We start from the raw sequence: 21,469 nt of genomic DNA on the forward strand, positions 1-21,469 counted from the left end.
AGAAGAAAAATGTCAAATGAGATTTGTTTCCTTTGATTCTTTTATCTCTAATAAACTTTCTCCAAAAATCAGCAAACCTTCTAAAATTTCATAATTCTTCTTGTTCCGGACATCAAATACAACTTCCATTAATCCCTTATTCTCAGCTATGGCTGCTTTTAAGTTAGTTGCGGATAAGGCTTTAAAATAATCTTGAGCCAAGAACAGTCGTTGAGTGACTTTTTCAAATTGAACTGTAATCTTATTTTCTTTTCTTTCCACACGTTCTACAAAGACCTTGTCAAAATATGACTTGACCAAACCAATCTCTAAAAGGTATGCTACTACATCTGGATATTCTCCAAAGCGGTCCATCAACTCTTCTTGTAATTCTTCATAGTTGACACGATTGTCAATTTGACGAATTTTCTTGTAAATTTCAATCTTATGTCGCTGGTCAGAAATATAAGTATCAGGAAGATAAGCATCAATTTGTAAAATCAACTCAGCATTTCCTTTGATTCTTTTATTCCCATTACCATTACGTTTAGCAATAGCTTCCTCTAATAACTGTGAATACAATTCAAAACCAACAGAATCAATGAAACCTGATTGGGATTTTCCTAGGAGATTTCCTGCACCACGAATCGAAAGATCTCGCATCGCAATCTTAAATCCTGAGCCTAATTCTGTAAATCCCTTAATCGCTTCTAATCTCTTCTCAGAGACTTCACTAATTGATTTTTCTGGACGATACATGAGATAGGCATAGGCAATGCGATTACTACGACCAACCCTTCCTCTTAACTGATACAAGGTTGATAAGCCCATATGGTCTGCATTTTCAATAAATAAAGTATTGGCATTTGGAATGTCTACCCCTGTCTCAATAATGGTAGTCGTCACCAAAATATCATACTGACCTTCAATAAAGTCCAGTAGAGTATTTTCTAACTGAATTTCACTCATTTGTCCGTGAACATACCCAATTGCAGCCTCTGGAATCAACTCCTGTAATTCTGAAACCTTCTGGTCAATTGTGTCAACTTTGTTGTAAAGATAGTAAACTTGACCTCCACGCTCCATTTCACGCAAGATTGCATCACGAATCACACTAGGATTCTTCTCCAATACATAGGTTTGTACTGGATAGCGATTGGTTGGAGGTGTTTCAATAACAGACAAATCTCGGATTCCCAGCATAGACATGTGGAGAGTACGAGGAATTGGCGTTGCTGTCAAGGTTAGAACATCTACTTGTTTTTTCAGTTCTTTCAAAGTTTCCTTATGCTTGACACCAAATCGTTGTTCCTCATCAATAATCATCAAGCCCAAATCAGCAAACACAACATCTTTTGACAAAACACGATGCGTTCCAATCAAAATATCGACTTGACCATTCTTTAGTTTTTCAAGTGTCTCTGCCTGCTCTTTTTTACTTCTAAAACGACTCAACACATCAATATTAACAGCAAAATTTTGAAATCGTTCCTTAAAATTCGTATAGTGTTGTTGCGCTAAAACTGTTGTCGGAACTAGAACGACCACCTGTTTGTGATCATTGACTGCCTTAAAGGCTGCACGCATTGCAACCTCAGTCTTCCCAAAACCAACATCCCCAACTAAAAGTCGGTCCATGGGATGAGGATCCTGCATATCTCTCTTAATTTCCTCAATACTACGAAGTTGATCATCCGTTTCAACATAAGGGAAAGCATCATCAAAAGCATGTTGCTCATCATCATCAATTGAAAAAGCAAAGCCTTTCAATTGACTGCGTTCAGAATAGAGTTTGATTAAATCGTCAGCTATATCCTCTACCTGGCTCTTAACTTTTTGCTTGGCTTTTTTAAAATGACCATCATTTAATTTATTAAGTTTTGGAGGTTTCCCATCACTTGAAACGTATTTAGACAGCAGATGAATCTGTTCTACTGGGATAGAAATTTGATCTCCATTTTGATATTGAACACTGACATAATCTCGGTGAATTCCTTTGATTTCAATTGTTTCAATACCTAGATATTGACCAATTCCATGGATATGGTGAACAACGTAGTCCCCTTTTTCAAGTTCATTATAATCTTTTAATCGCTCTGCATTTGAAGCATGTTGTCTTCGAAAACGACGTTTTAATTTCTTTTGAAAAATCTCATGTTCAGTAATTAAGAGAATTTTTTCATCTACAAAATGAAAACCATGTCTTAGATTACCCTCAATCAAGTTTACAGATTCTTTACATATACTTGACTTATCTCTGGAATCCAATTTAATCTGGTATTCCTCTAAAACATCCTCCAACGTCTTACTTCCCATTGAATTGCTAGACTGCAAAATAATAGTGTATTTCATTTTTTTGTATCGCTCAATTTCTTCTTTTAAAAATGAAAATTGATTGAAAAACTCTTGCATAGGGTATTGATTAAATTGATAAATGTGATCAAACTTAAGATTTCCTAAGCCCTTTTGCAGATTGGAGAAAAAGGTAACTGGACTTTGTTTTTTATAGGTTTGCTCTGTATCTGCAAAATACTGCATATCAGAAAATGATTTACCATTCTGTAAATCTTCTGTAAAGTATTTTGCTAATTCTCTTTCAAAGGATTCATACTGATTCATCAATTTTTGATAGTCATCAAAGAATACTGGTGTATCTTTTTCAATATAATCAAATACAGTCCATGTTTTATCGTAACATAAGGACAAAAACTTTCGACTATCTGAATGTACTTGTTTTTGATGAAAACTTGACAAAATCTCTTCCAAATATGATTTTAAAATTGGTGATAGAGTCTTTGAAATTTGCTTTTCTAAAGCTGACTGTCCTCGTTGATAATCTTTTTCTCTCAAAAGTATGTCGCTAGCTGGAAAGATAGTGAGGTTTGTCTGATTTTCTTTCGATAATTGTGTTTCGACTTCAAAAGTACGAATACCATCTACTTCATCGCCAAAAAACTCGATTCGGAAAGGTTCTAACTGAGACATCTCAAAAATATCTAAAATGTCTCCTCGAATACTAAACTCACCTTGGGTCTGTACTTGAGTAACTTTTCGATATCCAATTTCCTTTAACCGGTGAAGTAGCTCGTGTTGGTCATATTCTTCGCCAACTGCAATTTTTATAGTACTTTCTTTATATCTAGTCGGAGAGGGTAAAATTAACCGACTCGCTGCGATATTACAAACTAAAATCCCTTTCTTAGACGGATCACTCAAAAAACGCAAGGCCTCAACCCGCGAAATGATTTTTTCTTGCGAAGACATCAAAAACTCTACCATAGGAGAGTCATCAACCAAAAATGGATAGACAAGTTCCTCTCCTAAGAGAGAAAGAAGATCACTGATAATTCGTTCTGCTTCTCCATAAGTTGAAGTCAGTAACACAATCTTATTTTCTTTTTCTAGACTGCTTGCAATTGCAAGAGCCTTGGTAGAAGTTGATAAACCAAGTATTAGTTGTCTTTTCTTATCTATCAGATTTTGATGCCATTTTTTTATCTGGTCATTTTCTGAGAATAAATCTAATAAAGTCACCATTTATCCGTTATACCTCTGCATTGTTTTCTCAAAGTTTTTCTCTTGTAAATAGTAGTTTACAGCATCGTCAACCTTGTCAATAGACTGTAAAATACCCACATAGTCATCCTGATCAAACTTACTTAAAACATGATGAACAACTGACATGCCTTTTTTAGGTCTTCCAATACCTATTTTAACACGGTTAAATACCTGAGTCCCTATATGTTGAATAATAGACTTGATACCATTATGACCACCTGCTGATCCCTTTGCTCTTAAACGAATTTTCCCGACTTCCATGTCAAGGTCGTCGTAAATAACGAGTAAATCTTCAATATCCAAACCATAGTAAGTCAATAAAGCATGAACCGCTTTTCCACTTTCATTCATAAATGTTGTTGGTTTGACCAGATAAATTTTTTCTCCATTGAGGAAAAAAAATGCTAGGTCAGCTTGAAATATCTTGTCATGTGTAAAGGTAACATTTTGTTTTTTGGCCAATTGGTCAAGCAACATAAATCCAACGTTGTGCTTGGTTTCAAAATATTTATCCCCTGGATTTCCTAATCCAACAAGTAATTTAGTCATTTATTTTTCCTTTCAAAAGCCAAAAGGGTTGGAATTTTTTTCCAACCTAATTGACACTATTTATTAAATGTTATTAAACGTTAAAGCGGAATTCCATGATATCGCCATCTTGAACGATATATTCTTTTCCTTCTTCACGCAAGCGCCCAGCTTCTTTTACAGCCTTTTCAGATCCATATTTCACTAAATCCTCATATGACATGGTTACTGCACGAATAAAACCTTTTTCAAAGTCTGAGTGGATAATACCAGCTGCTTGAGGAGCTTTCATACCACGCTTAAAGGTCCAAGCACGGACTTCTTTTTCACCAGCTGTGAAGTAAGTTCCGAGTCCAAGCAAGTGGTAAGCTGCACGAGTCAACTTATCAACACCTGATTCTGTCAAGCCAAGTGCTTCAAGAAACTCTTGTTTATCTTCATCATCTAACTCAGAAATTTCTTCTTCAGCACGCGCGGAAATAACAACTACCTCTGCATTTTCTGTCGCTGCAAATTCACGAATTTGCTTCACATAATCGATAGAATCTGGATCTGAAACTACATCCTCATCCACATTGGCAACATAAAGAACTGGTTTAGTGGTTAAAAGGAAGAGACCTTTGACAACCTTTTGTTCCTCATCTGTAAATTCAATAGTTCGAGCTGATTTTCCATCTTCAAGAACAGGCTTAATCTTTTGAAGGACGTTAAACTCTGCTACTGATTCTTTATCTTTTTGCGTACGTGCCATCTTTTCTACACGCGCGTAGCGTTTATTGACTGATTCTAAGTCAGCAAGAATCAACTCCAGGTTAATGGTATCAATATCTGCAAGTGGATCCACAAAGGCGTCTTCACGTCCTTGCTCACGCATAACATTTTCATCATCAAAAGCACGAACTACGTGAACAATCGCATCTACTTCACGAATATTGGCCAAAAATTTATTTCCTAGACCTTCTCCTTTTGATGCTCCTTTTACAATCCCTGCAATATCTGTAAATTCAAAGGTTGTTGGAACTGTCTTTTTAGGAGTAATCATTTCCGTTAGTTTTTGTAGGCGTTCATCTGGAACTTCTACCATCCCAACATTTGGATCAATAGTCGCAAATGGGTAGTTTGCTGCCTCTGCTCCTGCTTTTGTAATTGCATTAAAAAGGGTTGATTTACCAACGTTTGGCAAACCAACGATACCTGCTGTTAAAGCCATAGTTTCTCATTCTCCGTTCTCATTTCAATCCCTAACATTATAACACAAAAAGGGAAAACTTGCTAACCCTCTAACTAAGGGTTCTTAGTCAATAATCTTATTCATTTTTCGTTCAAAATCATAGCGACTCATCATGACAAGGTGGTCACAATTGCTACACTTTATTTTGATATCTGCCCCTACACGTGTAATTTCCCAACGATTGGCCTTTTTACCTGTTGACTTGATGGTGCAAGCATGTGGTTTTTTCATTTCAACAAAATTTCCAACTTGATACATACTACTCTCCTTTTCTTTTTCGATTATATCATAAAAGAGGCGAGCCAGGCTCAACCTCTTTCACTTAATTTGTACGAACTGGTGTAATGAGCTGCATGAAGTCTTCGTCAGTATCTGCTGGCACAAGAGTAAATGGACGAACAGCTGAAATAAAGCTAATAGTTACCTTTTCGCTATTTAAAGCCTTGAGGGAATCAATCAAGTAAGTTGGGTTGAAACTAATAGTTAAATCATCACCAGTCACCTGCTCCGTATCGATTTCTTCGTTTACTTTACCAACTTCTGGAGAGTGAACATGGGCGCTAACAACTCCACCTTTAATTTCAAGCTTCACAGTACCATTTTGAGTCGCACTTGATAAGAGACGTGCACGCTCCATAGATTGACGCAAATTAACCACATCAAAAGTAATTGTAGTGTTAAAGTCTGTTGGAATCAAGCGATCTGTATCAGGATAATTACCTTCTAGTAGACGAGTATAGAAACTAATATTTTCGCTTCTAAAGAGGATTTGATTATTTGCAAAGAAAATCTCCACAGTTTTAATATCATCCGTAAATACCGCTGAAAATTCGCGTAGAGAACGACTAGGAATTACTACATCGAAATCATCTCCATTTTTTTCAAGAGTCAATTTTTTCTGGCTAAGGCGATGAGAGTCTGTTGCAACTGTTTTTAGTTCCTTGTGTTGGCTCAAAATAAAATGGACACCAGTTAAGATTGGACGACTTTCTTGCGTACTTGCAGCAAAAGCTGTTTCATTGATAATTTTCTTGAGCAGTTTTGTTTCAAGAATCAAAGGTGTGCTTGCTGAAATTTCTTGGATTCGTGGGTACTGTTCGCTATCTTTTCCTTTTAGAGTAATTTCTGATTTACCACTTGTTAAGACAATTTGTTTTTGTTCAATCTCTTTAAAATCTAGCGTTACATCTGGAAGACTAGATACAACATTGATAAAGAAAGAAGCTTCAAGAAGAATCGAACCCAAAGAAGTAATTAAAAGACCAGCATCTTCATTCTTTTGAGAAATGAAATTCTCAATAGAAATTTGCCCGTTTGAGCCAATTAAAGTAATTCCTTCATTTGTAACATCAATTTTAATTGTTGATAAAATTGGAATAGCATTTTTTGAGCTAATTGCCCGTTTTGTAGTATTTAAGGCTTGTAGAAATAAATTTTTATTGATTGAAAAATGAATCATGGATTCTCCTTTATTTATTTTTAGTATTAGAAAGTTAATAGTAATAATAGGGTGTGTGAATTCTGTGGAAAACTGGAAACTATTTAGTAAATTCAAGCTTTTGAGCTTGTTTAAAAAATGTGGATAAAAAAGATAAAAAATAAAAAGTTATCCACAAACTACTTGATTTTCTTTTTGATCGCTTCTACTTCTAAACGTAAATTATCGTCTTCGTCAATCAGTGATTTAATTTTGGCATGGGCATGAATAACGGTGGTGTGATCCTTTCCGCCAAATTCTTTTCCTATTTTTGGAAGACTATTATCTGTCAGTTCTCTAGCTAGATACATAGCAACCTGACGTGCCAAAACGATGTTTTGAACTCGTCTCGTCCCCTTCATTTCTTTGACGCTCACTCCATAAAAATTACCAACTTCAGTTTGGATTTTCTCAATTGGAATAACAAGTATCTGGCGTGCATCTTGCTTACGTGCTCTGATAGCTTCAGCAGCAATATCAATAGTGATATCCTTAATCTTCTTCACTCTGGCAATTAAAGTGATATCATTGATTGCTCCTTCCAGTTCTCGAACATTTGAATCAAATTGGCCAGCCAAGTATTCCAGAGTATCACTTTGGAAATGGTAATCCAAATGCTCTGTTTTACTTTGAAGAATGGCGATACGTGTTTCAAAGTCAGGAGGGGTGATATTTTGTGTTAATCCCCAGCTAAAGCGCGTGACAAGTCTCTCTTCAAGGCCTTCTAGGTGTTTAGGACTACGATCACTGGTTAGAACAATCTGTTTCTGTTTATCATGAAGAGCATTGAAGGTATTGAAAAATTCTTCCTGGGTCGCGACTTTTTTGCCACTGAGAGATTGAATATCATCAATCAATAAGAGATCAAGGCTACGGTAAGTCTTTTTGAACTTTTCCATTTCCCCAAGTCTCAGGTGTTCAAGAAAGTCATTGATAAAGCTTTCGGCAGGAATGTATTTGACACGCGCATCAGGAATATTTTTCAAAATCTCATTTCCAATCGCATTGAGCAAGTGAGTCTTTCCAAGACCAGGTCCTCCATAGATGAAAAGAGGATTATAGGTAAGAGCTAAATCTTCAGATACAGCTAATGCAGCGGATACCGCCCAAACATTCCCATCACCTTGAATAAAGTTATCAAAGGTATATTTTTCTTTTAACCCTGTTTCGGAATAGGGAATCGTTGGTAGTGCAGGTGTGTAATCGTAAGTAGAGACACTATTCGTATCATTTACTTGAGGAGATTCTGTACTCTGAGGTTTAGTGAAAATATAGTGAGGTTTGATTTCAGAATCATAAATTTCAAAACCAGCAGCAATAATAATATCTTTTAATTGCTTTTCCCACACCATTTCCATCTCTGATCTCGGTAGAAATATAGTAGCTGTATTTTCTTCTACTTTGATGAGTTCAGCAGGTGTAGCATAGAAATCATACATAGATCGAGTTAATCTTTCTTGAGCAAATTCTAAAATACGATTCCAAAATTGCTTTTCTTTCAACTATTTTTCCTCCTTTTCTATGATTTTAGTAGTTTAGTGTTAGACTTATTTTACCATAGATAGCAGGATTTTTCCACAGATTGGGGAAAAGAATCCACAATGTTAGCAGTATTTATCCACAGGTTGGGGATAAATAGAAAAATCCTTGATTTAGTAAGTCTTTTGCTAATAAAAATAGTGGATAAAGTTGTTGATTAAGAAAATAAAAGAACAGCCTTATTTCAGGCTGTTGATAATTCTGTCATATTCTTCTTGACTTGAAAAAGAAATAACAATCTTTCCAGTATCTTTTTTAGAAAGTTTAATTTCTACATTCACTCCAAGAAGTTTTTTCAATTTATCTTCCTCATCTTTGATGAAAGAGTCACTATTTTTCTGTTTCTTTTGTTTTTTTTCTGTCAGCAGTGTTTCTAGTTTTCTCACAGAGATGTCTTCGTTTTTGATTAATTGGAAGAAATATTCTTGTTGCTCTTTATCCAAACCAACTAGTGAACGTGCATGCGCTTGAGATATTTTTCCATTTTCCACTTCAGATAAGATATGCTCTGGTAGGGAAAGCAAACGAATAAAATTAGTGATATAAGGACGAGATTTTCCCATTTTATCCGCTATCTCAGTATGAGTAAATCCTTTTTCTACCAAAGATTCGTAGGCGCGTGCCTCTTCAACTGGATTTAAGTTCTCTCTCTGCAAATTCTCAATGATAGATTGGATCATCATCTCCTGATCTGAGAGGTGTTTTACAAGGGCTGGAATAGAGGTCAGACCAGCTAAGAGAGAAGCCCGGTATCGTCTCTCTCCTGCAAGAATTTCATAACCAATTACAGGAGATTGACGAACGATGATTGGTTGGATGAGACCATTTTCTTTGATTGATTGAGCTAATTCCTTTAGTTTATCTGCATCAAATTCTTTTCGAGGTTGGTAAGGATTTTTTTGTATTTCTGCGATAGAAATCATTTCAAATTTTTCCATGATTCTACACTAACATATCTTTTACTATCTGTAAAGTTTTCTTTACACTGATGTCAATTAAGACTCTAGATCACCAGAATTCTTATCAAGTTTAATAGAAGTTGTTTCCTCCTTACCATTACGATAGTAGGTTACTTTTATAGTATCTCCTACAGCATGAGTATAAAGAGCATGTTGTAGGTCTGTTGATGAAGCAATCTCTTTGTCGTCAACTTTAGTAATGACGTCGTATTTTTGAAGATGTCCATTTGCTGGCATATTACTTTGAACAGATCGAACAACTACACCTGAAGTAAGACTACTTGGAATGTTGAGTTTTCTCAGATCATTCGCTCCAACATTAGCCAAATTGACCATTTGAATTCCAAGAGCAGGACGAGTTACTTTACCGTCAGTTTCCAGTTGTTTAATAATATTTTGTGCATCGTTTGAAGGAATTGCAAATCCAAGACCTTCTACAGATGTTTTCCCGTTACTTGCGATTTTACTTGATGTAATTCCTATAACTTGACCTTGAATGTTTACAAGTGGACCACCTGAGTTACCTGGGTTAATAGCAGTGTCTGTTTGAATAGCTTTTGTAGAAATAGCTTGTCCATCTTCAGATTTTAGAGATACAGTTCGATCAAGACTTGAGATGATTCCCTGTGTAACTGTATTGGCATATTCAGAACCTAGCGGACTACCAATTGCAATCGCTGTTTCCCCTACGTTAAGTTGGCTAGAGTCACCGAATTCAGCTACGGTTGTTACTTTCTCTGAAGAGATTTTTACGACAGCAATATCAGAGAAGGTGTCAGATCCTACAATCTCACCAGGGACCTTAGTACCATCTGCCAAGCGGATATCAACTTTTGAAGCTCCTTTGATAACGTGAGTATTTGTTACAAGATAGGCATCATTCCCATTCTTTTTATAGATAACCCCTGAACCTTCACTTGCAATTTGTTGCGAATCAGGATCAGTATCTGTTTCGTCAGTTCCAAATAGACTACTTTGTCTATTTGATGAATAAGTAATAACAGATACAACGGCATCTTTAACTTTATTGACTGCTTGGGTAGTTGAGGTTTCATTCTTATAGGATGTTTGGGTAACAGTATTAGAATTATTATTTGTAGCTTGGTTTCCTTGTTTTTGAGAAAGTTGTAATGTTACAAAACTTCCTAGTGCACCACTTAAAAAACCTATTAGGATGATTACAAGAACTTTTACTCCTTTTTTGTAAAATTTTTGTAAGTGTTTCATAAACGCCTCCGTTTGTTATTGTTTGTCAAGATTATAAACCTATTAACTTAATCCAAACTTAAAAGTTTGAAAGTTTTACACAAGTTGTGGATAACTCACTTCATTCTGTGAATTTGCTTGTTATTTTAGATGGTTTTGATGTGTATAAGATGTGAAATAAAGTGTGGATATGGTAGAATAGAAGAATGAAAATAAAAATTGTAACAGTGGGAAAACTGAAAGAAAAATATCTTAAAGATGGTATTGCTGAATATAGCAAACGAATTTCACGTTTCGCAAAATTAGAAATGATTGAGCTTGCTGATGAGAAAACACCTGATAAAGCTAGTGAAATAGAAAATCAAAAAATCTTAGAAACAGAAGGTGCTAGAATTCTTTCTAAAATTGGAGAAAGGGATTTTGTCCTTGTCTTGGCTATAGAAGGAAAAACATTCTCCTCAGAGGAATTTAGTAAGCAATTAGAAGAGGCTTCTATAAAAGGCTACTCAACTCTTACTTTTATCATTGGCGGAAGTTTAGGTCTAGCTCCTGGTGTAAAAAATAGGGCTAATCTTTCTGTCAGTTTCGGACGTCTAACCTTACCACATCAGTTAATGAGATTGGTTTTAATTGAACAAATTTACCGAGCTTTTACAATTCAGCAGGGATCTCCTTATCACAAATAGAAGATTGACTTAGCTCTTGTTTTTTGATAGAATGTTCATGTTAGGTCTCATAGCTCAGCTGGATAGAGCATTCGCCTTCTAAGCGAACGGTCGCAGGTTCGAATCCTGCTGGGATCAATTTTAGATGCAAAGCTGGGAGTTTTCCCAGCTTTTTTCTTAAAAAAGTGCGTTTCAGGTGCAAAAATGTACAGTTGGGAAGAATTTTTTCTTACATGGTCTTCATTTTGTATAATAGGTGTGTAAGTTAACTTACAAGAAAAAATAATACAGGAGATTTCATTATGAAAAATACAGTAAAGTTGGAACAATTTAAAGAAGTAACAGAGGCAGAATTGCAGAAGATTCGGGGTGGGGAAATTAGAAAGGAAAATAATTTTTTATTTTATTTTTTTAAAAGAAAGTAAAGGGAGAAAAGAATGGATTTTTTCGCAATAATAAGCGTTATATTACATATTTTTATTACTAGTAAAAGTTATAATTTGATTTGTAACACAACTAGAAAAGAACAATACTTCTTTATTTTTTATACAGTAATAGTAGAATTTGTAGTTGAATTTTTCTTCTATTCTATATACTTAAGTGGATTAGGGATTGAAAAATTTTTATATCCATTTATTTTATACGCTTATTTTATATGGTTTAAAAAGTTTGATAAGTATAGGGGAGTATTCCTAAGTTTCCTGCTTTCTCTCTTATATCATAGTACTCATACTTTTATAGCTGTAACCCTATCCTCGATAACAGGTGATGAGCTTGCATTACACTATGAAAGTATATTCTTTCTAGTAGTATTGTTGTTGACTTATTTTATTATTATAAAAATAAGTCGTTATTTCCATTTGGAAATAACATATTTTGACAAAGATTATCTGTACCTTTTTTTAAAAAAAGTAATAGTTGCTTTCTTTGGTTTGCATATCTTATTGTTTATTTCAGATATAGTAAGTACAACTCATCATTTAAATAGCTTCGGAAGTATTTTATCAACCATTGTTTTTATTTGCTTGTTATTGATTTTCTTTGCAATGAATTCTCACAAGGTTCAAATTGAAAAAGAGATTGCTCTAAAACAAAAGAAATTTGAACAAAAACATTTACAGACTTATACTGATGAAATTGTGGAGTTGTATAATGAAATTCGAGGTTTTCGTCATGACTATGCAGGGATGCTTGTCAGCATGCAAATGGCGATTGACAGTGGAGATTTACAAGAAATTAACAGGGTTTACAATGAAGTCCTAGTAAAAGCAAATCAGAAATTGAGATCAGACAAATATACTTACTTTGATTTAAATAACATAGAAGATTCTGCTTTACGAAGTTTAATTGCTCAATCGATTGTCTATGCACGAAAAAATGATGTAGAGTTTACATTGGAAGTAAAGGATATCATTACTAGACTGTCAATAGATTTACTTGATCTTGTTCGTATCATGAGCATTTTATTAAATAATGCTGTTGAAGGTGCTGCAGATAGTTACTTGAAACAAATGGAAGTTGCAGTCATTAAAATGGATTTTGAAACAGTTATAGTTATCCAGAATTCATGCAAAATCACTATGACGCCTTCAGAGGATTTATTTGCCCTAGGTTTCTCTACCAAAGGAAGAAATAGAGGTCTAGGACTTAATAATGTCAAAGAGATTTTAGATAAGTATGACAACATTATTTTAGAAACAGAGATGGAAGACAACACATTTAGACAAATTATTAGATTTAAGAGAGAATTTGAATGAAAGTATTAATTTTAGAAGATGTTATTGAGCATCAAGTGAGACTTGAGAGAATATTGAATGAAATCTCTGAGGAATCGAATATTCCTATTTCATATAAGACAACAGGAAAAGTTCGTGAGTTTAAGGAATATATTGAAAATGATGAGGTAAACCAGCTTTATTTCCTAGATATCGATATTCATGGAATTGAGAAAAAGGGATTTGAAGTGGCACAGTTTATTCGTCATCACAATCCTTATGCTATTATTGTCTTTATCACCAGTCGATCTGAATTCGCTACTTTAACTTATAAGTATCAGGTATCAGCTTTAGATTTTGTAGATAAGGACATCAATGATGAATTGTTCAAAAAACGTATCGAGCAGAGTATCTTCTATACCAAAAGCATGCTGCTTGAAAACGAAGATGTTGTAGACTATTTTGATTACAACTATAAGGGAAATGATTTGAAAATTCCTTACCATGATATTCTGTATATCGAAACAACAGGTGTTTCTCATAAATTGCGAATTATTGGTAAGAATTTTGCCAAAGAGTTTTATGGAACTATGACAGATATTCAGGAGAAGGACAAACATACTCAGCGATTTTATTGCTCCCATAAATCTTTCCTTGTCAATGTGGGAAATGTGAGAGAAATTGATCGAAAGAATTTAGAAGTTGTTTTTTATGAAGATCATCGTTGTCCCATTACCCGTTTGAAAGTTCGTAAATTAAAAGATATTCTAGAGAAAAAATCTAAAAAGTGATTGACAATAAGTAAGAAATTGATATAATGGTTATATCTGCTACAGATAGATGGTCCGTTGGTCAAGGGGTTAAGACACCGCCTTTTCACGGCGGTAACACGGGTTCGAATCCCGTACGGACTATTTTATCCGCCATAGCTCAGTTGGTAGTAGCGCATGACTGTTAATCATGATGTCGTAGGTTCGAGTCCTACTGGCGGAGTTAGATAAAAAAACACCATCTGGTGTTCTTTTTCTTTTAGTTGACATCACCTAGCATTTTCATAAGGAAGTCTGTCATTTCTTGCGGACTTTCTTTTTTTCCATGAGCAATCCAAGTTTGACAAACTCCAAATAGGGCATTTGTCAGATAAATGCTACTATATTCTAATTCAATTGAATTTAGTTGTAGTTGCATAAAGCGCTTCTGAAGGTCCGTGCTCAGCATGATATGAAGCTTATTTCTTAAGAAATTTTGGATTTCTTTGGTACCATTTTCAGATAAAAGAGCAGCTAATAATGGTTCAGACTCTAAATAATCAAATACTTCTAAAATGGCATCTTTTTTATGATGAGCATGTTTTTGGAAGATATACTCAAATGTATGAAATAACTTACTTTGATAGTGTTCAATCATATCATACTTATCCTTGTAATGGGTATAGAAGCTAGAACGACTAATTCCAGCTTTTTCTGCTAATTTAATTGTAGTAATTTGATCGAAGGGGTGATCCATCAATAATTGAACCATGGCATTTTCAATATTTCTCTTTGTTTTTAATCGTTTGTTACTTTCTTCCATAGTTTCTCCTTATGAACAATTTAGACTATATGTCTAAAAAAATATTTTTTATCTTGTAATTTAGATTTTTTAATGTATAATCTATTATATCAAAAATTTAGACAATATGTTTAAAAAAGGAGGAAATATGTTTAAAGAATGGAAAGCAATTTTTAAAAAACCGACATTCATTATTGTAATGATAGGAATTTCTCTTATTCCAGCTTTATACAATATCATATTTTTATCGTCAATGTGGGATCCATATGGTCAAGTATCGGAGTTACCTGTAGCAGTTGTTAATAATGACAAGGAAGCTTCTTATAATGGAAATACAATGGCCATAGGAAAAGACATGGTGTCTAATTTAAAAGAAAATAAGGCTTTAGATTTTCATTTTGTCAATGAAGAAGAGGGGAAAAAGGGGCTAGAGGATGGCGAATATTATATGGTAGTGACTTTACCAAGTGATCTATCTGAAAAAGCTACTTCGATCCTAACAAATCACCCTGAACAGATGCAAATTGATTATCAAACTTCAAGTGGCCGTAGCTTTATTGCAAGTAAGATGAGTGATTCTGCAATGACACAATTAAAACAAACCGTCTCTACGAATGTAACTGAAACATACACCAAGGCACTATTTCAAAAAATGAGTGACTTGAAGTCTGGGATAAATAAAGCAGCTGATGGAAGTGAGCAACTGGCTAATGGAACTAATCAGTTAGCAAAAGGAAGTCAAACATTGACGACAAATCTCAATACTCTAGCTAACTCAAGTGTAACTTTTTCAAATGGAGCTAATCAATTTACAAAAGGCTTATCTAGCTATGTGTCTGCTATAGAGCAATTACATATTGGTTTAGGAACTTTTAATAGTGGTTTACAAAGTTATACAAATGCTGTCTCACAGGTTGACACTGGACTTGGTCAATTGGCCTCAAGAACTCCTGAATTGGTGACAGGTGTAAATCAGTTGAATACAGGTATAAAGTCCTATACAGGTGGGGTTTCACAATTGGATATAGGTCTCAATCAATTTTCAGTTGGTGTAAATGCTTATACAAGTAGTGTAGAAAAACTTTCTAATGGAACAAATCAATTATCAAATCAATCAGATGCACTAAGAGATGGAATGGAGCAATTAAATACTGGTATTAAAGAAATTTCAAATCAACTGAATTCCTCATCTCAACAGAATGAACAAATAACTCAATTAGCAACTAGTCTAGGAGAACTAAATAAAACACTACAAGCTCTTACAATGTCAGATAATACTCAACTGAAAGGTACATTGTCAGAAGCTTTGCAAAATCTAACAACTCTTGCTCAGGATATTGTGACCAAAAGTCAGACAGAACAAGAGAAAACTATTGCTAACCTTCAATCAACAGCTACTTATCAATCTCTCACAGAGGAACAAAAGAAAGAACTGATAGAAGCTATTTCTAAAAATTCTAATTCTACTATTGAGTCAGCAAAAACAATTTTAACGACAGTAGGAGGATTGAAAGAAAGTATAGAGAATTCAGAACAACAAGTAACCAATCTATCTGATGTACAGACGAAAGCAAATCAACTCTTACCTGTAGCATCTAGCTCCTTGACAACATTGTCAAATGGATTTACAAAATTACAAACTACTGTAGACAATCAGTTAGTTCCTGGAAGTCAGTCAATTGAAAAAGGAGTTGTAAACTACACTAAGGGACTAGATACTATTTCTATAGGTGCTAATAAACTAAGTGAAAAGAATGAAAATTTAACAACTAGTCTAGATCAATTAGTTTCTGGATCCAGTAAGTTGACAGAAAATACATCAACCTTGACAGCTGGAGTAGATGCGTTAGCTGGAAAAGCTCCAGAATTAGTATCAGGTATAGAAAGTTTGTCATCTGGTTCTGCTCAATTGAATAATAAGAGCCCAGAGCTAATAGCAGGTCTCACTAAATTACAATTTGGCTCTGGTCAATTAACAGATAAATCAACACAGTTACTTTCTGCGGCATCTCAACTAGGAAGTGGCGCTATGAAGATTGCAGATGGTGCTGGAAAACTAGCAGATGGTGGAACAAGCTTAACCTCTGGTCTTGAAGATTTACAGACAGGAGTTGGTTCATTAGGACAAGGATTAGGAAATGCTAATAATCAGCTCAAATCAGCATCAACAGAATCTGAAAATGCAGAAACATTATCTAATCCTCTAGTTCTCTCAAAAACAGATAATGACCAAGTTCCTGTAAATGGGATTGCCATGGCTCCTTATATGATATCAGTTGCTCTTTTTGTTGCTGCTATATCTACTAATATGATTTTTGCTAAGTTGCCTTCTGGACGTCATCCAGAGAGCCGCTGGGCTTGGTTGAAGTCTCGCTCTGAAATAAATGGGATTATAGCTGTCTTAGCAGGTGTTTTAGTTTATGGAGGTGTCCATCTTATTGGATTGACTGCGAACCATGAGATGAGGACCTTGATTCTAATTATAATCACAAGTTTAGCTTTCATGTCTATGGTTACAGCTTTAACAACTTGGAATAGCCGTATAGGAGCTTTCTTCTCTCTTATTTTACTTTTATTACAGTTAGCATCAAGTGCAGGGACCTATCCACTTGCTTTGACAAATGATTTCTTTAAGGGTGTCAATCCTTGGTTACCAATGAGTTACTCTGTATCAGGTTTACGACAAACAATCTCTATGACAGGAAATATTCATCACCAAGTGATTTTCCTTATTATAACACTAGCTTTCTTTACTGCTTTAGGTATGCTAGCTTATCAACCTAAGAAAATGGAAGAAGATTAAAAAGATTGGCCAAGGAATTGGTCAATCTTTTTCTGTCTTAGATAAATTTCGTCTGTGATTATAGATTCCAAAAAGAAGAAGGGCAGTTAGTGAGCAGGCTGCTCCAATAACAAAACCATTAGGGATAAAGGAAAGTGTAATGGTACCTTTTCCCTTTGGAACATCAACCTTCATAAAACCAGTTTGAGCCTGCTTAATTTCAAGTTTTTTTCCATCTTGGTATGCAGACCAACCTTTGTCATAAGGAATAGTGAAGAAAATAGAGGTATCTTGTTTTACTTCATATGTAGCAAAGACTTTATTTTTAGAGGTGGATACTTCTACAGGTTGTTCTTCAATTTTTTGGATTGCCTCAGTTAGGGCCTGAGTATCTAAACGATAGAAGGCTGGAGATTCAAATGATACCTGAGAATTTCCAGGGAAGCTAACACTGATATTGAAAGTTTTTTGTTCTTCAGTATAACCCAAATTAAAGAAGTTAAAGGTATTGTCAGTTGTAAAAGACTTTTTTTCACCGTTGACAATGATGTCAACTTTCTTTTGCTTATCGTTTGTAAAATGAAGATTTGAAAAAGAGAGATAGACTTGGCTATTTTGAGGAACCTTAATTTGATAATCAATTTGGGCATCTTCATTCGTAGAACCTGTGATACTTGTTAAACCTTCAGAATTATCTGTTTTATCATATGTTATTTGGGAGAAATAATCTAAGTTGAGATTAGCAAGCTGGTTTATAAATAAAGCTTGATTATCTAGAGTGTGATTGTTAAAGTTTACATCAGTGTAAATAGATTGAGTGGCAAAGGCAATGGGTAAAGAGAGTTGATTTTTATATAAGGTTAAATGATCCTTTTGATAGATCTCTTGAAAGCCATACTTATCAAGTGAAGTTTCAGAAATATTGTACTGGATTCCAAATAAACTGTCTGCTAAAAGACTATTATTTGCATAACGGAGATTGAGGTTGGTTCCAGAGGATTTGAATCCAAGTTTGTCCAAACTAGTGCTAGTTGAACGATTTCGTACAGATGAGAATTGAGAGATTCCATTGTAGTTAAATTTCATACTGTCATTTCCAGTCTGAATTTGCAGTTTTTCAGTACGTGTAAATGGATTGTCAATTTGGTTTAGAATGGATTCCATAGCAGTGATATCTCTATTATAGGCGCTACGAGAAGCAAAGGCCCATTCTTTAGCTATTCCTTCCATTTGAGATGAAGCATTTAAGCTTATCTCAGCTATTATAAATAAAGACAAAAGAATTGCAAATAGATTTACAGAGATAAATTTTCTAATGACTGCAAGAAGTAAAAGAGCATAAACTAGAAGAAATTCAAGAGTGAGTAGGATATTCAAATCAGTTAAAAAAGAATAGTGTGATTTAAAATAGACAGTAGCCAAAAATCCTGTTAGTACCAGAAAAAGTGAGACAAATAGATTCCATAGCTTCAGTTCTTTCAGACGATTTAAGACTTCTGCTGCAGTATAAATTAACAGAGTGGAAAAAATCCAAGCATAGCGATGCAAAAACATATTTGGGGTATGCATCCCTTGCCAAAATAAATCGAGGGCTTCTATGTAAAAGCTTGTTATTAAAAAAGTAAAGAAAATTGCATAGGTAAGTTTCACGTGAAACTTAATGGATTTTATTGTGAAAAATAGAATGGTCAAAATAAAAGGAAGCAATCCAACAAAAATCATTGGTATAGATCCATACTTAGTTGTATCAAAAGATCCAATGAATTGTTTTGCGAAAATATCCAGATACCAACTACTATCTGTCTTTATTTTTGTGATTGCAGTTAACTTCTCCCCATGAGTTTGTAAATCAAACAATGTAGGAAGAGTCATAATCAAACTAGCCATTCCTGCTAAAAAGGAGGTAACAACAAAATCAAGAAAAGATGATTTTCTAGTTTTAAAGTCCCAAGAAATTTGGCAGAGATACCAGAAAATAAGAAACAATGCTGTCATATATCCAAAATAATAATTTTGGATAAACAAGATTGACAGACTTGTAAAGTATAGTAGGCGCTTCTTTTGTGTTATAAGTAGGTGTAAACCAGTTATAATTAAAGGAATTAAGATAAAAACATCTAGCCAAGTTTTTATCTCTAACTGACTGACAGTGAAGCTCATTAAAGCATAGGAAGTAGATAAGGTAAGTTTTAAAAATTTTGGGATATCTTTAAATAATCTATTCAAACTAAAGAAGGTTGACAGACCAATCAACCCAAATTTTAAGAGAGTGGTCAGATAGACAGCATCTGGCATATTTGACAGATTAAAAAAGTAAATCAGGGGTGAAAGAAAACTACCTAAGTAATAACTAGATAGAGCATAGAAATTCAGTCCGAGGCCACTTGTAAAGGTGTAAAATAAACTGCCATTTCCATGTAGAATATTTCGTAAAGCTACATCAAAAATAACGTATTGATGGAAACCGTCTCCTAATAGTGGAGATACATCGCTATTCCAGTAGATACCTTGAGTTAGGTATACTCCAGTCATAATTACTAAAGGAATGATGAAAGAAACAAAATAGGTCCAATATGTTTTAAAAAATGATTTCATGTTACCTCGTAGAATGATAGAAAACTCAGTTGGTTACCCCAACTGAGTTTTGAAGTCTTATTTAGTCTTCCCAAAGTTCTTTAACTTTTGCTTGTACTTCTGCATTTTCTAGGAATTCATCATAGGTTTCATCAATACGATCAATGACGCCATTCTTAGACAAAACAATAATATGGTTTGCTAAAGTTTGAATGAACTCGTGATCATGACTAGCAAAGATGATTGATTCTTTAAAGTTTTTCAATCCATCGTTCAAGCTTGAGATAGATTCCAAGTCCAAGTGGTTTGTTGGATCATCAAGTACAAGGACATTTGATTTCAAGAGCATGAGTTTTGAAAGCATGACACGTACTTTTTCTCCCCCTGACAAGACGTTTACAGGTTTGTTAACCTCGTCTCCAGAGAAGAGCATACGACCAAGGAAACCACGTAGGAAGGTATTGTCATCTTCTTCTTTACTTGCAAATTGACGCAACCAGTCAAGGATTGACTCTCCTCCTGCAAAATCAGCTGAGTTGTCTTTTGGCAAGTAAGAACGGCTAGTAGTAACTCCCCACTTAACCGTTCCTTCGTAGTCGATGTCACCCATAATTGCACGAATTAATGCAGTCGTTTGAATGTCATTTTGTCCAATAAGAGCTGTCTTATCACCTGGACGCAAGATGAAACTAATATTGTCCAGGATAGTTTCACCATCAATCTTTACAGTTAGATTTTCTACTGTCAAGAGATCATTACCAATCTCACGTTCTGCTTTAAAGTTGATAAATGGATATTTACGACTAGATGGCACAATCTCTTCTAATTCAATCTTGTCAAGCATTTTTTTACGAGACGTTGCCTGTCTTGACTTAGAAGCGTTGGCAGAGAAGCGAGCAACGAATTCTTGCAATTGCTTAATTTTTTCTTCTGCCTTGGCATTACGGTCTGCTAGCAATTTAGCAGCGAGCTCAGAAGATTCTTTCCAGAAGTCGTAGTTTCCGACATAGAGTTTGATTTTTCCAAAGTCAAGGTCGGCCATGTGGGTACATACTTTGTTTAAGAAGTGGCGGTCATGAGATACCACGATAACAGTGTTATCAAAGTCAATCAAGAAGTCTTCTAGCCAAGTAATAGACTGGATATCCAAACCGTTGGTTGGCTCGTCCAAGAGAAGAACATCTGGTTTGCCAAAAAGTGCTTTGGCAAGGAGAACCTTCACTTTTTCACCATTGGCCAATTCGCTCATGTTTTGATAGTGCAATTCTTCTGGAATATTAAGATTTTGAAGTAGTTGAGACGCTTCACTCTCTGCCTCCCAACCTCCAAGTTCGGCAAATTCACCTTCGAGTTCGGCGGCACGCACACCATCCTCATCAGAGAAATCTTCCTTCATGTAGATAGCATCTTTTTCCTTCATGATGCTATAAAGTTTTTCATTTCCCATGATAACGACATCAATTGCACGTTCATCTTCATAGTCAAAGTGATTTTGACGAAGAACAGAGAGACGTTCATCTGGACCAAGAGAGATGTGACCAGTTGTTGGCTCAATATCACCAGCCAAGATTTTTAAGAATGTAGACTTCCCAGCACCATTAGCACCAATTAATCCGTATGTATTTCCTTCTGTAAATTTGATATTGACATCATCAAAAAGTTTGCGATCACTAAAACGTAGTGAAACATCAGATACTGTAAGCAA

General features: G+C 34.8%; 16 protein-coding genes and 3 tRNA genes. 8 read left to right on the forward strand and 11 right to left on the reverse strand.

Translation table 11 applies throughout. The features are described 5' to 3' along the window. Window positions 1-12: 12 nt before the first annotated feature. The 8 genes from mfd to HMPREF9188_RS00715 all read right to left on the reverse strand — a co-directional run bounded on the left by mfd (window position 13) and on the right by HMPREF9188_RS00715 (window position 10,498). A complete protein-coding gene (gene mfd / locus HMPREF9188_RS00680; RefSeq protein ID WP_009729556.1) occupies window positions 13-3,516 on the reverse strand; it encodes a transcription-repair coupling factor in 3,504 nt (1,167 codons plus the stop codon). Then, entirely contained in the window at window positions 3,517-4,086 is a 570-nt protein-coding gene (gene pth / locus HMPREF9188_RS00685; protein WP_009729557.1) for an aminoacyl-tRNA hydrolase, read from the reverse strand. A gap of 73 nt (window positions 4,087-4,159) precedes the next feature. Next, on the reverse strand, window positions 4,160-5,275 hold the full coding sequence (ychF, locus tag HMPREF9188_RS00690; protein WP_001218700.1) for a redox-regulated ATPase YchF: 1,116 nt from the start codon (window positions 5,273-5,275) through the stop codon (window positions 4,160-4,162). A gap of 84 nt (window positions 5,276-5,359) precedes the next feature. Next, a complete protein-coding gene (locus tag HMPREF9188_RS00695; RefSeq protein ID WP_000285184.1) occupies window positions 5,360-5,554 on the reverse strand; it encodes a DUF951 domain-containing protein in 195 nt (64 codons plus the stop codon). Between the two features lie 64 nt (window positions 5,555-5,618). Further along, a complete protein-coding gene (gene dnaN, locus HMPREF9188_RS00700) occupies window positions 5,619-6,755 on the reverse strand; it encodes a DNA polymerase III subunit beta (RefSeq protein WP_009729558.1) in 1,137 nt (378 codons plus the stop codon). A 158-nt stretch (window positions 6,756-6,913) separates the two neighbouring features. Then, window positions 6,914-8,275: a chromosomal replication initiator protein DnaA gene (gene dnaA / locus HMPREF9188_RS00705; RefSeq protein WP_009729559.1), complete on the reverse strand. Its 1,362-nt coding sequence runs from the start codon at window positions 8,273-8,275 to the stop codon at window positions 6,914-6,916. A 216-nt stretch (window positions 8,276-8,491) separates the two neighbouring features. Next, complete coding sequence (locus tag HMPREF9188_RS00710) at window positions 8,492-9,250, reverse strand: ParB/RepB/Spo0J family partition protein (protein ID WP_033588872.1); 759 nt, start codon at window positions 9,248-9,250, stop codon at window positions 8,492-8,494. A 57-nt stretch (window positions 9,251-9,307) separates the two neighbouring features. After that, on the reverse strand, window positions 9,308-10,498 hold the full coding sequence (locus tag HMPREF9188_RS00715; RefSeq protein ID WP_009729561.1) for a S1C family serine protease: 1,191 nt from the start codon (window positions 10,496-10,498) through the stop codon (window positions 9,308-9,310). Between the two features lie 185 nt (window positions 10,499-10,683). Here HMPREF9188_RS00715 and rlmH point away from each other — a divergent pair, with 185 nt between their 5' ends. The 7 genes from rlmH to HMPREF9188_RS00750 all read left to right on the forward strand — a co-directional run bounded on the left by rlmH (window position 10,684) and on the right by HMPREF9188_RS00750 (window position 13,850). Further along, window positions 10,684-11,163 (forward strand): 23S rRNA (pseudouridine(1915)-N(3))-methyltransferase RlmH, encoded by a 480-nt coding sequence (rlmH, locus tag HMPREF9188_RS00720; RefSeq protein WP_009729562.1) that lies wholly within the window; start codon window positions 10,684-10,686, stop codon window positions 11,161-11,163. Window positions 11,164-11,206: 43 nt separating this feature from the next. After that, window positions 11,207-11,280, forward strand: a tRNA-Arg gene (locus HMPREF9188_RS00725). 164 nt (window positions 11,281-11,444) lie between these two features. Then, window positions 11,445-11,567, forward strand: a complete 123-nt coding sequence (gene comC / locus HMPREF9188_RS00730) for a competence-stimulating peptide ComC (RefSeq protein WP_009729563.1) — start codon at window positions 11,445-11,447, stop codon at window positions 11,565-11,567. Window positions 11,568-11,579: 12 nt separating this feature from the next. Further along, entirely contained in the window at window positions 11,580-12,899 is a 1,320-nt protein-coding gene (gene comD / locus HMPREF9188_RS00735) for a competence system sensor histidine kinase ComD (protein WP_009729564.1), read from the forward strand. Then, a complete protein-coding gene (gene comE / locus HMPREF9188_RS00740; protein ID WP_000866079.1) occupies window positions 12,896-13,648 on the forward strand; it encodes a competence system response regulator transcription factor ComE in 753 nt (250 codons plus the stop codon). The genes comD and comE overlap by 4 nt, the downstream gene beginning before the upstream one ends. Window positions 13,649-13,699: 51 nt before the next feature. Beyond that, window positions 13,700-13,771 (forward strand) — tRNA-Glu (locus HMPREF9188_RS00745). 5 nt (window positions 13,772-13,776) lie between these two features. Then, window positions 13,777-13,850 (forward strand) — tRNA-Asn (locus HMPREF9188_RS00750). A 36-nt stretch (window positions 13,851-13,886) separates the two neighbouring features. Here HMPREF9188_RS00750 and HMPREF9188_RS00755 read toward each other — a convergent pair. Further along, entirely contained in the window at window positions 13,887-14,429 is a 543-nt protein-coding gene (locus HMPREF9188_RS00755; protein ID WP_009729565.1) for a TetR/AcrR family transcriptional regulator, read from the reverse strand. Window positions 14,430-14,556: 127 nt separating this feature from the next. On the opposite strand from HMPREF9188_RS00755, the gene HMPREF9188_RS00760 reads away from it, so the two are divergent. After that, window positions 14,557-17,211, forward strand: coding sequence for a YhgE/Pip domain-containing protein (locus HMPREF9188_RS00760; protein WP_009729566.1), 2,655 nt, complete (start codon window positions 14,557-14,559; stop codon window positions 17,209-17,211). Between the two features lie 21 nt (window positions 17,212-17,232). Here the strand turns inward: HMPREF9188_RS00760 and HMPREF9188_RS00765 are convergent, their stop codons facing one another. Both HMPREF9188_RS00765 and HMPREF9188_RS00770 read right to left on the reverse strand, forming a co-directional pair. Next, window positions 17,233-19,785: a YfhO family protein gene (locus HMPREF9188_RS00765; protein ID WP_009729567.1), complete on the reverse strand. Its 2,553-nt coding sequence runs from the start codon at window positions 19,783-19,785 to the stop codon at window positions 17,233-17,235. A 61-nt stretch (window positions 19,786-19,846) separates the two neighbouring features. Then, a complete protein-coding gene (locus HMPREF9188_RS00770) occupies window positions 19,847-21,469 on the reverse strand; it encodes an ATP-binding cassette domain-containing protein (protein WP_000958773.1) in 1,623 nt (540 codons plus the stop codon).

This window comes from Streptococcus sp. F0441 (genome assembly GCF_000314775.2).
GTDB lineage: Bacteria > Bacillota > Bacilli > Lactobacillales > Streptococcaceae > Streptococcus.

Excerpts from the sequence above, each read along its gene's own strand:
- mfd (WP_009729556.1), bottom strand. The coding sequence starts at position 3,516 with ATGGTGACTTTATTAGATTTATTCTCAGAAAATGACCAGATAAAAAAA.
- pth (WP_009729557.1), bottom strand. The coding sequence starts at position 4,086 with ATGACTAAATTACTTGTTGGATTAGGAAATCCAGGGGATAAATATTTT.
- ychF (WP_001218700.1), bottom strand. The coding sequence starts at position 5,275 with ATGGCTTTAACAGCAGGTATCGTTGGTTTGCCAAACGTTGGTAAATCA.
- HMPREF9188_RS00695 (WP_000285184.1), bottom strand. The coding sequence starts at position 5,554 with ATGTATCAAGTTGGAAATTTTGTTGAAATGAAAAAACCACATGCTTGC.
- dnaN (WP_009729558.1), bottom strand. The coding sequence starts at position 6,755 with ATGATTCATTTTTCAATCAATAAAAATTTATTTCTACAAGCCTTAAAT.
- HMPREF9188_RS00710 (WP_033588872.1), bottom strand. The coding sequence starts at position 9,250 with ATGGAAAAATTTGAAATGATTTCTATCGCAGAAATACAAAAAAATCCT.
- HMPREF9188_RS00715 (WP_009729561.1), bottom strand. The coding sequence starts at position 10,498 with ATGAAACACTTACAAAAATTTTACAAAAAAGGAGTAAAAGTTCTTGTA.
- rlmH (WP_009729562.1), top strand. The coding sequence starts at position 10,684 with ATGAAAATAAAAATTGTAACAGTGGGAAAACTGAAAGAAAAATATCTT.
- comC (WP_009729563.1), top strand. The coding sequence starts at position 11,445 with ATGAAAAATACAGTAAAGTTGGAACAATTTAAAGAAGTAACAGAGGCA.
- comD (WP_009729564.1), top strand. The coding sequence starts at position 11,580 with ATGGATTTTTTCGCAATAATAAGCGTTATATTACATATTTTTATTACT.
- comE (WP_000866079.1), top strand. The coding sequence starts at position 12,896 with ATGAAAGTATTAATTTTAGAAGATGTTATTGAGCATCAAGTGAGACTT.
- HMPREF9188_RS00755 (WP_009729565.1), bottom strand. The coding sequence starts at position 14,429 with ATGGAAGAAAGTAACAAACGATTAAAAACAAAGAGAAATATTGAAAAT.
- HMPREF9188_RS00760 (WP_009729566.1), top strand. The coding sequence starts at position 14,557 with ATGTTTAAAGAATGGAAAGCAATTTTTAAAAAACCGACATTCATTATT.
- HMPREF9188_RS00765 (WP_009729567.1), bottom strand. The coding sequence starts at position 19,785 with ATGAAATCATTTTTTAAAACATATTGGACCTATTTTGTTTCTTTCATC.